At 40.3% G+C, this 13100-nt stretch carries 9 protein-coding genes and 1 pseudogene; 2 read left to right on the forward strand and 8 right to left on the reverse strand.

Annotated features, from left to right (window positions below):
• Nucleotides 1-96 precede the first annotated feature (96 nt).
• Together nadC and GQR93_RS06300 are read right to left on the reverse strand one after the other, a co-directional pair.
• On the reverse strand, nt 97-951 hold the full coding sequence (gene nadC, locus GQR93_RS06295; RefSeq protein WP_003553446.1) for a carboxylating nicotinate-nucleotide diphosphorylase: 855 nt from the start codon (nt 949-951) through the stop codon (nt 97-99).
• A complete protein-coding gene (locus tag GQR93_RS06300; protein WP_003553447.1) occupies nt 948-2132 on the reverse strand; it encodes an MFS transporter in 1185 nt (394 codons plus the stop codon). The genes nadC and GQR93_RS06300 overlap by 4 nt, the downstream gene beginning before the upstream one ends.
• A 258-nt stretch (nt 2133-2390) precedes the next feature.
• Here GQR93_RS06300 and GQR93_RS06305 point away from each other — a divergent pair, with 258 nt between their 5' ends.
• On the forward strand, nt 2391-4751 hold the full coding sequence (locus GQR93_RS06305; RefSeq protein WP_003553448.1) for a UvrD-helicase domain-containing protein: 2361 nt from the start codon (nt 2391-2393) through the stop codon (nt 4749-4751).
• A 93-nt stretch (nt 4752-4844) separates the two neighbouring features.
• Here GQR93_RS06305 and GQR93_RS06310 read toward each other — a convergent pair whose 3' ends face one another.
• From GQR93_RS06310 to GQR93_RS06335, 6 genes and pseudogenes are all read right to left on the reverse strand, one after another.
• On the reverse strand, nt 4845-6284 hold the full coding sequence (locus tag GQR93_RS06310) for a C69 family dipeptidase (RefSeq protein WP_159298725.1): 1440 nt from the start codon (nt 6282-6284) through the stop codon (nt 4845-4847).
• A gap of 181 nt (nt 6285-6465) precedes the next feature.
• A complete protein-coding gene (locus tag GQR93_RS06315; RefSeq protein WP_225442053.1) occupies nt 6466-6924 on the reverse strand; it encodes a hypothetical protein in 459 nt (152 codons plus the stop codon).
• A 159-nt stretch (nt 6925-7083) separates the two neighbouring features.
• Nucleotides 7084-8022 (reverse strand): annotated as a pseudogene (locus GQR93_RS06320) (IS3 family transposase); the annotation flags it as partial.
• A 17-nt stretch (nt 8023-8039) separates the two neighbouring features.
• Entirely contained in the window at nt 8040-8735 is a 696-nt protein-coding gene (locus GQR93_RS06325) for a helix-turn-helix domain-containing protein (protein WP_050757972.1), read from the reverse strand.
• A gap of 93 nt (nt 8736-8828) precedes the next feature.
• Nucleotides 8829-10337, reverse strand: coding sequence for a phosphoenolpyruvate carboxylase (ppcA, locus tag GQR93_RS06330; RefSeq protein WP_035444731.1), 1509 nt, complete (start codon nt 10335-10337; stop codon nt 8829-8831).
• 252 nt (nt 10338-10589) lie between these two features.
• A complete protein-coding gene (locus tag GQR93_RS06335) occupies nt 10590-11024 on the reverse strand; it encodes an OsmC family protein (protein WP_375711563.1) in 435 nt (144 codons plus the stop codon).
• Nucleotides 11025-11219: 195 nt separating this feature from the next.
• Here GQR93_RS06335 and GQR93_RS06340 point away from each other — a divergent pair, with 195 nt between their 5' ends.
• On the forward strand, nt 11220-13076 hold the full coding sequence (locus GQR93_RS06340; RefSeq protein ID WP_187117452.1) for a cation:proton antiporter family protein: 1857 nt from the start codon (nt 11220-11222) through the stop codon (nt 13074-13076).
• Nucleotides 13077-13100 lie beyond the last annotated feature (24 nt).

Here is a 13100-nt window from a genome sequence, read left to right on the forward strand (position 1 = left end):
GAATGATTGCTTGGGTGCATATAAAATAGTGATAAATTATCGCTTAGACAATACATTTGTTTATGACAAGATCTTACCCGGTAGTAAGGGTAGTGGCTATGACACGTGAACACTTTTCTTGACGGTTCCTTCGACTAAAAAACTGATATCGAGTGGAGAAACGGCATTTGTTAAGTTTCCAATTGAGATAAAGTCAGCGCCGCATCCGCTAAATGACGCGATTGTGTCTTCGGAAATCCCTCCAGAAGCTTCGACATGGATGTTGTCAGGAACAAGTTTTTTCCATTTCTTGATAGTGGAAGGGTCCTGATTATCGAACATGATGACATCTGCACCGATTGAAATAGCATCTTGAAGTTCCTGTTTGGTTTCAACTTCGATTTCAATAGGGGTTAACGGACCAGCGTTTTTTTTGGCCATTAATAAGGCTTCCTTAACGCCACCGGCTAATGCAATATGATTGTCCTTTAACATGATGGCATTCGTCAGATCAAAGCGATGGTTAAATCCACCGCCAACGGTAACAGCATATTTATCAAATAGCCGTAAACCGGGAGTCGTTTTTCGGGTATCGGTAATTTTTATTCTTGGATCATTTAGTTCCGTGATAACCTGTGCCGTTTTGGTAGCAATACCACTCATTCGCTGCATTAAATTTAAAATCACCCGTTCTCCGGTTAAAAGGGTTGCGGCGGCCCCAACGACTTTACCGATTTTTTGACCGGATGAAATGTGTTGACCATCAGAAACAAGTGACGTGTAATGAGCTTCTCCAATTAAATTATAGGCCAGTTGGGGAAGCTGTTGGCCGCAAACAATACCGGATTGTTTTGCAATGAAGTAACCGGTTAGGACTTTATCGGTTGGCAGGTAACTGACGCTTAAATCACCGAAACCGATATCTTCTTTAAGAAAGCCAGCTAGTTTTTCGTTAACTAATAATGGGTTCATTGAATTTTCTCCTCATGATTGGGTGAAGTGGGCAGTGCAAGGACGGCAACGGAACCGATAATCAGTGAAATCATAAAAATAATAAAAATCACGTGGATATTAATTTGACGATCCATCAAAACACCAATTAAAAGTGGTCCAAAGATTGCGCCGATTCGACCAATTCCTTGTGCCATGCCGGTCATGGTTCCGCGAATGTCATTTCGATAAAGCTCTGGGGTTAACGCAATGATGGCACCGTATGCGCCGAGGTTGAAGAATGACAGCACACACCCTGAAATGACAATCATGACTGCGGTAGTAGATTGACCAAACATGATGGCACCAACCGCCGTTCCGAGCATGTATAAAGCAAAGACGTACTTAACCTGTAGTCTTTTGGCCAACCAAGCAGCGCAAAAATAACCCGGAAGCTGTGCAACAACGATAATAGTTGTGTAACCAAAACTGTTGACAATACCGTAGCCTTTATCGACCATAATGCTTGGCAGCCACATAAACATACCGTAATAACTGAACATAACCATAAACCAGGCAAGCCATAACATTAATGTCCATGGTCGAAAGGTTTGTTTAAGCGAAACCAGCCAATTTTGTGACGAACTTGTTTCAGGCTGACTTTCATGAATGTGTTTTCGAAGAATAATAGCAAAGAATCCTGTAATGGCAGTCACAATTAAAAGACCGCGCCAACCAAGGACAGGGGTTAGCAGGAATGATAAGAAAGAGGCTATCAACCAGCCAATTGCCCAGAAACTATCTGCTAAAATAAGCATTTGAGACCGCTTACCGCCTTTATAGATATCAGCAATATAAGTTGCAGCAACCGGAAGCTCACCGCCAAGGCCCATACCGACAATGAATCTAATTGTCAGAAAAGTGTAAAAACCAGGTGATCCGGCTAACACAAGGTTACCGATGGAAAAAGTCAGTAGGGTTGCAATCAAGGTGTTTTTTCGGCCGATTCTATCGGCTAAATGTCCAAAATAGAAGCCACCACAAACCATTCCGACTGTACTGATTGAGCTAATTAAACCGGTTTGGGAATTCGTGAGTGCCCATTGTTTGTGTACAATCGACATAATAAATGACAACAAACCAACGTCCATGGCATCAAACATCCAAGCAGTGCCGATAATTAAAAAGACGAGGGAGGTTGTCCGTTGCTTTACATTATCCATAATAAAGAAAAACTCCTTTCAAGGTGATAAAAGTATTTAATACTTTTAAAGCGTTAAAATAAAAGTAAAATTTACTTTAAATAAGAGAATACGCCATTGGCTGGAAATTATCAAGGGATTCTTGGCATAAAATTAAAAAGAAATGTGAGTTAATTTGAAAATATCAAAGGCGATGACGTATTCCCTTGACAAGAACTGGTCGTTCAGATGAAAATGGAAAGCAGTAGTCTTTTGATATGACAAGAAAGTAGGAACAATATGCAACAATCAGCAGTAAATTTAAGTCGCGATCAAGCAATCAACCTGCTGGAAAGTGCAACCGGGATGACCTTTTCGACAGAACAACTTGCAATTCTGCGGCAGCCTTATCAGCAGCCGACACTTATTAATGCGTGTGCGGGTTCTGGTAAAACGACCATCTTTATGTTATCCGCACTAGTCGCAATTATGACAGGGAAGATCTCTCCGGAAAATGTATTGGGCATCACGTTTTCTAAAAAAGCCCAAACAGATATGGAAAACCGTTATCGACAATACCTGATGCAATTGAAAGCGGTGGGAATAGACCTAGCAGCTGAGGGTATGCCATACTTTAGTACTTTTCACGCACTTTTTTACAGATTGCTGCGAACGACACCGGAATTTCGTGAAACCAAGGTTCTCACAAGCTACCGTCAATTTTCATTGCCGTTAACCAGACTGATTAAGCATACGCACAGTCAGGTGAATTCTCCGTCTGAAATATTGGATAATATGTTTGAACTTGCTGAATTTATCATTAATAGGGGCATTTCTCATAATGCGTTTGCAGATTTGTCTGATCCCAAGCAATTAAAGGCGCAATTGGGTGAGGTTGGAGAAGATGAATATGATTTAGATTTCTATACTGATTATCTTGCAGTTATGACACAGTATATGATTCTGAAACGTCAAAATAGTTTTGTTGATTTTAATGATATGAAGATTTTGCTGCGACAATTATTGGATCAACCTGATCACGTAAGGTCGTTCCATCAAATTATGAGTCGATTTAAGTTGGTCGTGATGGATGAGTTTCAAGATATAGACAACCTTCAATGGGATATCATGACCCGACTTCTTTCGCAAGAAGCGTTATCGCGATTAATTGTGATTGGTGATGATGATCAAAGCATCTATTCATTTCGAGGCAGCAATCCAAAGTTTATTTTAAAATTCCATGGTATTTTACCAGGTGCAAAAACATACCGTCTTTCAACTAATTATCGAACAGGAGGTCAAATCCTATCCGAGGCCAAACCTTTAATTAAGCATAACTATGTGCGGTTGGCAAAAGAATTGAAAGCTTTCAACGAAAAAAAGGGACAGGTACACGTTTATCCTCTGAAGACTGCGGGATTTGATCCGAACAGCGATATGTTTACCAAATTAGTTTCCCAAATTCGTGATCCGGAGATTGATAACCACCAAATTGCGGTGTTGGTTCGATATAATTCTGATAGAACATTGGTCGCCGACTGGTTGGCCAATCAACAGATATATGTCAACATTAATAACCGTGGTGCTATCTTTCAACATACGCTGATTTATCGGATTTTGGTTAACCTTATGCAGGCGTTTTGGCAAAACCGGTTCCAACCATTTCATGAACAAGCCACACGGATCGGATTCACGACCTATCGGAGGCATGTAACAGAAATTGATAAGGCTGCCGGCGGAATTGATTCATTGTCTGATTATCTTGAAATCGCAACAAAATATAATTTGCAGCATCAACGAACGGAGAATCAAAAACGGTTTGCCAAAATAGATACACGTGTTCGAATGGCATTTAAGATTATTAAAGAGCAGCGTCAGGATGTTGAAAAAGCCAACTCTGAAACGAGTATTGGGGATGTCTTTATGCAGATTTGGAATACCGTATTGGAATTAACGGCAACTTATTTTGATTATATGACTAAAAATGACTTTGTTTCAAAAGATACATTCAAGGATATGACCACTTACCTTCACACTGAAATAAAACAGATAACCGATCCCGATGTTTGGTTTGACCAGGAAGATCAAAAGCGTCAATTATTGGAAGCCAACAATCAAAAAGGGGTGTCATTGGAAAACGATGTGCAGTTTTTAAGCCTTCATCAAGCTAAGGGACTGGAGTTTAAGTATGTTTATTTATATGGACTCTCCGACAAACAATTACCGGTTGGTACAACCATTATCAACGATTGGTTTCATCCGGATATCAGTTTCGAGGACTTTATTGATCGCTGGAACGATTTGGTGACACGTCAACGTGTGAAAGAATTGACAGGTATTTTAGAAGCAGCTTTTATCGATATAACAGAAGAAGTTCGTAAAAATAAACATATTGATTTAAACCATATCGAAATTGAAAAGTGTCATGATTTGGATTTGGATTTACTTCATAATTGGTACACGGCAATTCGTCACTATTCACAGTTTATTGAAGAAGAACGGCGGTTGATTTACGTTGGTATGACGCGTGCAAAAACAGTTCTAAATGTCAGTGTCGGATTAAATGCGAGTCCGTTGCTGCGACAGGTTCCCATTGTATCCAAAGTGATGCAGGCTGAAAAAGAAAAGAAGTGCAAGGCCAAGTCCGACGATCATAAATAAGCAGAAACATAGACATAAAAAGCAGCTCGGGATAATCCCAGGCTGTTTTTTGTGTCCGTCAATATAGATGATCAGTTGTTTTTAGGTCAAAAATTAAAGTTCTCCGCCTTTTTCAAAAGTTGGCACCATTTTTTCAGCCCTTAGCAAAACCAGTTGATGGAGAAGATCTTTTAGATTATTTGTGATAACGGCTGCAATTTTATCATTCATTTTAGTATGCCATTCGGGCAAATCGTTTTTGGAAACATTTTCAAAAGCTTGATCCGCTTTGGCAACGGCTTTTCGGCCATTTGCAAACCCGAATTTACGGCTTTCAGAAACAGCGGTCATGGCGTCCCAATCGTGCTCGGCAAAGAATGGATCAGCCAACATAGCAATTAATTTATTTAACCAGTAGAAACTTTCGGTTGTTGTTCTCTCCGGTGTGTTTTTGAAGTTCTCGGGTGTATCAAGGCAGTTGGCAAAGAAGGGAACGGGTGAATTGAAAATATTCACACCTTCAGCCAGCCAGTGAATTGCAGCATGGTCGGCAGGAAAATCGGGGCGAATCTGTAGAATATGCATTTCCTGATTTCGATTCATGCCAATTGGCCGGTAACGAGAACGTGTTTCCGATGTTCCTGTTTTGCCGTAAGGGTCAAACTCAGTTTCTTGATAATGACTGCTCAAAATAAAGGCGACATCTTCAATTGAAACCAAGTGTGACGGAACACGACTAAAAGGCATCGTTCGACTTTCCGGATCCTGAACGATCTCTGGGTTGAGATGTTTCTGACCGTACCAAACCCGGGGCGTATTGTAATAGTGGTCGCTTTGAACATCTTCACCAAAGATATCTCTGAAGTTAAATCCTTTAGAGGCTTTATTCAGATGATATTTTTCGGCAAATTTCTTTAAATCATCTGAAAACATAAAATGTTGCGGATCGTTAAAATCAATTTCTTGGATGCCGGTTTGGTTGGGTGCGATGACATAGGTATCATCAGGAATTCGTTCAGCAGCCCAGTGATGACCACCAACTGTTTCAAAATACCAAACCTCATCCTGATCCGAAAAAGCAATACCATTGCTTTCACAAGTACCATATTTTGTTACCAAATCACCAAGTCGACGGACACCTTCTCGCGCATTGTGAATATAAGGTAATACTACCGTCAGCATTGCTTCTTCGCCAATGCCATCATCAACTAAAGGATCGAGTCCCAGCATGGTTGTATTTGTGAATTCGGTCTCGGTAGAACTCATCGCGACGTTATCAGTGTTGATACCCGATTCACCCCACAGACCGTCACTAACATCTGCACAAGGCGTTTCAGTATAACGAAGCGGCTTGTCCGGCAATTTTAACCGAAAATTGTTAAAAGTTGATATGTAATCTTTAGGCTGATCTTCCGGCTTTACGACAATAAACCGCTTTGCGTTGATACCGCTGCCGGCATCTTCATTTCTTGCAATCATCGTTGATCCGTCAACGGTGGCATTCTTGCCAACTAAAACAGCGGTACAACTTAAAATATTTCTTGTTGTCTTCAATTAAATCAATCCCTTCAAAAATTTTGTTCCTTTCTAGCATAACCCCAATAGACCATTTTCGGGAATAAAATTGATCTGATGAACAACAAATTAGGGTGAGTTACTTTTTAGCAAGTCGATAAAAAACGATCCAAGATAATTTTAGAAGCAAATTAATCTTAGACCGCGTATAGGCTGGAAATTAAGAAAAAACGGAAGTCGTGGTTGTTTTTGGAAAAATCAAAGCTTGCCCATAAACCCAATATTTTTGAACCTTCTGTTTAGCGGAAGTTGAATGAGTCTTGACCTTTCCTCTCAGTACGTTGGCTTTAGAAATTCGATACCAATTATATTGAGTTCCTTGGAAGGCATATAAATCAATATGAACGGCACTATTAACAATACCATAGCTGCTCATTCTTGCCTTTTTCCAAGAAATTGTTTTGATGTTTTTATAAGAACTGGTTGGGACGTGATTGTAAAGCTTAAACGACTTGTAATTTGAACCGATTGTCGCAAATTGATCTGTTTTGTGATAAGTAAGGGATCCAGGCATACTTTCGGTTGTTGCTGCTTTAGCAGAAGTCGAGATCTCAACGGTTGCCGTGAACATCAGGCCAGCTGCAATTATCGGTAACACTAAGTTGGATTTGAACATCATCAAACACTCCATTCATTAAAAATAAAGACTCCAAGTCATTAAATTCTATTTTAATTATATCGCTGAATACAAAAAAAGACACCCCGATCAGGATGTGATAGGGTCCCTGTCAAGTGCACCGATGAAAAACAAAAATCTCAGAAGTTCTATTTAGACGTTTTATGCGGCTTGATTCCGAAGTTCCTTCGGAGTCAGGCCGTTATTTTTTACAGTTCTTCGTTTTGTCGCAAAGTAAGTCAAACCTGCTTGGATGTATTCTGCTAACTCTTCTAAGGTTTCAAAATGCTCTGGACATTGGTCCAGCCACTCGGTCTTAAACTGCGCCCAAAATGATTCCATCACCGCATTATCGCTTGGTGTCCCAGGTCTGGACATACTTTGTCCGGTTGATTTGTCGCGTAGGTAATTTCTAAATTCCTTTGAGGTATAGGCGGAGCCTCGGTCTGAATGAACTAAGGGCTTGGCATCTGGAAAGCTTGCATAAGCCTGGTTAAATGCTTCCTTGGCAGCTACTGTCGTTTGCGTCTTACTCAACGAACTGCCTAAGATTTCATGGCTATATAGGTCAATAACACCACACAGCCAAATACTCATTTCATCGTGCTTGCCATAGGTCACAAAAGTTGAATCAGTTGCCCATACTTCATTGATACCCTTGCGTTCAAAATCACCGTCTAAGGTGTTTTCCGCAATATAATCCGCTTGAGTTTTATGATAGCCAGGTCGTTTCTTACGAATAACTGATATCATACCTGATTGACGCATCAATCTATAGATTCGCTTGTGATTTACCTTAGGCAGTCCTTGGCATTCCAACCATACATTGATAGCCGCTGTCATACTTTTGGTACCACGGGTCCGGTTACTTTGCTCAAATTCAACTTTAATTTGCGATAAAATCAATTCATTGAGTTTTGCAGGATCTGGATTTGTGGCACGACCGCCACTACACCAGTAAAAGTAGGCACGTCTGCTGACACCGGCTGCTTGAATGATTCGGTTGAGTGAAATTTGTTTAGGGTTCTTAATCTCTTCAAATGCCAGCTTTGACTCTGTCACCAATTCGTCACTAAGTTCTTGAATGGCCTGATAAATATCTTCCTGTCTGGCTTTTGCTAATGGCGATCTCTCCTTTCGATTTCTCGTACTTTTTTTGCCAAAGCTTCCCGAATCTCATCATCTTCAAGCTTTGCTTTAAGCAGCCTATTTTCGATTTTGAGACGTTGAACTTCTGTTAATTCTTTTTCAGGAACCTTGCGTCCTCGTCTGTCTTTTAGACCGTCAGGGCCATTCTCTCGATATTTTTTCAGCCAACTATAGACTTGTTGGTAGGAGGCCTTAAATTTACGGACTGCGCCTAGATAGTCTGAATTGTGTTTCAATAACCATTCAACGATGTTAATTTTTTCTTCGAACTTAAAGGATCTTGCTTTTTGGGAGTTCTTTCCAGTCATTAGGGCACCTCTCTGGCCTGTTGCTTTGAGTTTGTTTCCCTCATTATACTGGAAAATCCAATCGGACAAGGTCTGTGAGCTCTTTATGCCATACTTTAAGGCACAAGCCCTGACACTGATATCATGTTCAAAGTAATACGTAACGACTTCAATCTTAAACTCTGCAGAGTAATGTTTGTTCTTATGACTGGACCGTAAGGCTTCTTCACCGCCTGCTAAATAAGTCTTTCGCCAAAAACCAACTGTTCCTTTATATAAATCAAGTTCTTGAGAAACTGATAGAATAGTCCGCCCTTTTTCAATCTCAGCTATTGCCCACAACATTGTCTCCAGATCATATTTCCTTTTCCTAGGCATTAAAAATCCCTCCAGATCACACCTGAGAATTTTTTGTTTTTCTCTGGTGCTCTCTAGAGGGATAGTATCCATGTCTTGATAGATGAATTTGATTTAACCCAAGAATTTTCTCAATGTTGCTTGGCGTTGAATGAGGGCAGTCTTAGTAGTATCGTCGGAAATCTTAACCAAATCGGAAGCAAGTTGTGCATGTTTTTCTTCCTCTTCGGTTTCTGGACCCGCAACAATATCGAAAAGTTTTTCAATTCCCTCAATATCGTCATCGACAGCCTTCCAAGCAGGATTCTTTCGTTGAAGTTCGGTTAAAGCTTCCTTACTGAAGTAATGGGAGACATGTTCATAATCAGCTTTAATATTATGGTAATATTTTCTCAAGACGGTTAGTTCCTTATCACTTAGCTTGGTAAGGACTCGACCAACACCGATAAATTCAGGAGGAACCCCAATTGAGTACAAAGCACCCGTAAACGTAATTGCACGTGGCATCTTGTAACCATCAACGTCACGTGAATAACCGATGATACCAACGTGTTGGTGACGATCACGACGCTTTGGAAAGGCATCGAAGACCGGCTGCAAATCATTGATAAGCGGATCCAAAGTGACGTGGTATTCTTTGGCGGCTTTTTCAGCGATTTCCAAAAGCGTCTTTTCATCGTCTTCGGGAATAATTTGGAACTTACTTTGTTGTAAACCTTCACGTAATTTCATGATGGCTGGTTCAACAACATCTAGTGGATAATCGTAACGGAATGCTGACTGAATTGTGGCCGTCTTCAAACCAGGGAATTCTTCAAGGTAACGGTCCAACATAAGTGGTGATAGACCACCACGGAAGACGGTACTTCCCATCCCGGCAATTGGATAAATCGGCATGCCGCTTTTATCTTCAAACTTAGCTAAATGACTCAGAGCTAATTTATTTCCGATAATACTGTTTAGGAAACCGTTGGAAAGAGCAGAATCTGAACCGGCTAAGAAGACCCGCATGTATTCGATATCGCGGCCAAAATGCTTTTTGTACATTTCAATGAACTTCTCTAAGATTTCGGGCGCGTCTAATTGTGATTGGAAACCTTCAAACAGGGGAATCATTTGCAGCGTGTCTGAATTTTCATGACCAGTATTGAATTCCTTTGACTTGTAGTGAGCAAGGCTGGAGAACTTATCTTCCATTTCAATCAGTTGATCTGCTGATTGTGTCATAGGCAAAATAGCTTCGAATAATGGTCGTTCATCAAAGCCCAGGTCTTTAGCAAAATCTTCTGCTGAAAGAATGGTCGTCATGGCTTGCATAAGACTGTAGCCCTTTTCTTCCCAAATATTTGGGAAACGGAAAGTTAGGAACTTATCACGACCAAGTTGGTGCTTTTTAAAGTAATCATAATGTTCGGAATACAAACGGTCAATAACCGACGCATCGGCATGTTTGCCTTCCCAGTCCCACATATATTCATCAGCATCCAGAGTTGAGAAGTTTTCGTAAGCTTCGTCAATTTCTCGGTAAGCTGAGATAAATGGGTTATCATGATTTTTGAAAAACGGAACTCCTGCGTTATCTGGATGTTGAGTACCCATGATGTTTGGGATTTTTCTATCCATAAAGAAATGCCTCCTGTTTTCTTTTAATGTCATTAAATGAGATTATACAGTAAAATGACATAATTGAAAAATTAATTTAAAATCAAGCAACTTTGTACATAAACACCAATAAAAGTCGAATATTTACGAATAAAATCGGTCGATTAATTCCTTAATTTAAATAAATATTACCGCAAATTGATCTGAGTTACTACCCCAGATCAAAAAATAACCCGATTAAAATTAAAACTTTTTTAATTTAAGGGTCTAGACTCATTTTGATTGGCTGAATTCTTTGACCGTTTCTACGGTGTAGTTTTTACTTCCTGCCAACAATTGTGACACACAACAGCGCCTTTCGGCTTCTGCTGTCATTGATTTAGCTGTCTCAAAGTCCACACTTGCCACTTTAATTTGGGCATTGACTAAAAATTCATAGTGGGCACGGGCACCGATAAAGGCAACCTGGACACGGACTTCGGATATGTGAGGCAACTGTCTTTCCCGTTCAATTGCTTCAAGGGTCGCTTCTAAGCAGGTACTTAGCGATAAACTCAGTAACTGTTCGGGGTTCGTGCCGGGATGATTATTTAAAGGACTGCTGGTTTTAACATTTAAGCCATCAGGCACATAAGCGTGTCCCTCCAAACCTTCTGAATTAATGCCTTCTGTTCTATATAATGCTTGATGCCATCGTGGATCCATAATAATGAAAGCCTCCAATTGTTTTTTCTTTATTATAAGCTATAAGCGCTTTCATGTAACTTGGAAATGTTGCTTCTCAAAGTTGAAATCTATTTCAAGTGACGGTTTATGATTGAAATTTCAACCGGTTTCCATTAAAGTGTTAGCTGTTTTAACGTTTCTGATAAAGATCAAGTAGCATTGGAAGGAGTTGATAGTTTGAATCAATTGTCTTTGGTTATTATTTTACTGGCTGCGTTACTGATTCCATTGGCAATGGCAAGGTTTAAAATAACTTTTTTGCCGACTGCTGTTGTTGAAATTATTGTAGGGGTCATTCTTGGTCCGTCGCTTTTAAACCTGATTCAGATAAATTCAACGCTGGATTTGTTACAAAATGTTGGTGTTATCGTTCTTTTGTTTTTGAGTGGGATGGAGATTGATTTTAGTCTTTTTAAACGCCGGTCTACGCGGTTATCTCCTCTTGAAGAAAAAGGGAAAAAGCAGGCACCCAAATATTCAGTATTGACGATTGCATTTTTAGGTTATCTATCGATTATTGCAATGTCGATTGTAATGGGTGTGGGGTTGAAATTGTCGGGGTTATTCCAAGATGTTTTCCTGTCTTCGATTCTATTTATGACAATTTCACTTGGGATCGTTATTGCAAGCTTGAAGGAAAAGGAATTATTAAGCCGTCCATTTGGCCAAACCATTTTGCTGATAGCGGCATTGGGCGAAGTTGTGCCGATGGTTGGTCTTACATTTTATGCTTCGGCGTACAGTCCCAATTCAAAGTCATTATGGCTGATTTTGTTGATCTTGGTCGCTGCGGCTTTACTTTTTTTGCGTTTCAAACCATTCTTTAAATTGTTTGATAAAATCAATAAATCCACCACTCAATTAGATGTCCGCTTGGCATTCTTTATGATTGTTACGTTGGTGACCGTTGCGGAATCTGTGGGTGCTGAAGGCATTCTTGGTGCCTTCTTGGCAGGGATCGTTATTAAGCTGCTCGAACCGCATGAAGAAACCAAAGTTCGATTAGATTCCATCGGATACGGTTTCTTTATTCCCATTTTCTTCATGATGAGTGGGGTGAATTTAAATTTACGACAACTGATCTCTCATTCGCAAACATTGTTGATGATTCCGGCTATTTTTGGCGCTTATATCATATCCAAGGCCTTGGTCTATTTTGCTCTGAAAATGCGCTTTAAGACCAGTAATGCAGTTGCGGGGACCGCAATGTCGGCGACAACAATTACGGTAGTGCTTGCCGTACTACAAGTTGCCCGGCACCTGCATCAAATAAACAGCCAACAGTCCGGTGCTTTTCTGTTGGCGGCCATTCTAACCTGCGTGATTGGACCTTTAATGTTTAATAAGGGTTATTCTGCGGAAACAGAGGATTTAAAGAAAACCACTGTCCATTTTATCGGAACCAATTTAACGACGGTCCCGGTTGCCCAACAGTTGGCAAAGGGCTGGTATGATGTGACGATGTATACGAATAATCAGCATAACTACCGGGCATTCAACAGTGAAGTCTCAATTAAATTATTGGATAACATGGAGACGGGTTTTATGGTCAATCAGGGGGTTTTTGATGCCGATATTGTTGTTATGGGACAATTGAATTCTAAGAAAAACTATGAATTGGCAAGGGCAGCTAAAAAATATGGCGTTAAACGGGTGATCGTTCGTTTTGAAGATCGAAATATTTTAAACGACAAGCAAAGTGAGCTGGAGAGTCTTGGAGTGGAGGTCTATAATACGCCGGATGTTAATATTAGTATGCTCCGTTCACTGATTGAAGCGCCTTCGACGATGCGATTAATGACGTCTACCGAAGCCAGTGTTTACGAAGTGGCACTTAGGAACTCCCGATATGCAGATATTCAAGTGAGAAATATTCCCTTCATTGATAAGATTACGATCACCCAGATTTACCGTGATAAGCGGTTCATTCGGCCAACCGGCGGCACATCGTTAAAATTAAATGATCGCATTATCTTTACCAGCAGTAAACAACAGGCCCCGGAGGTTCGCCGTGAATTGGGAAAACTAAACTAATCATATGCAAGTTGGCACTTCTTT

The organism is Lentilactobacillus hilgardii, from assembly GCF_009832765.1.
Taxonomy (GTDB): Bacteria; Bacillota; Bacilli; order Lactobacillales; family Lactobacillaceae; genus Lentilactobacillus; species Lentilactobacillus hilgardii.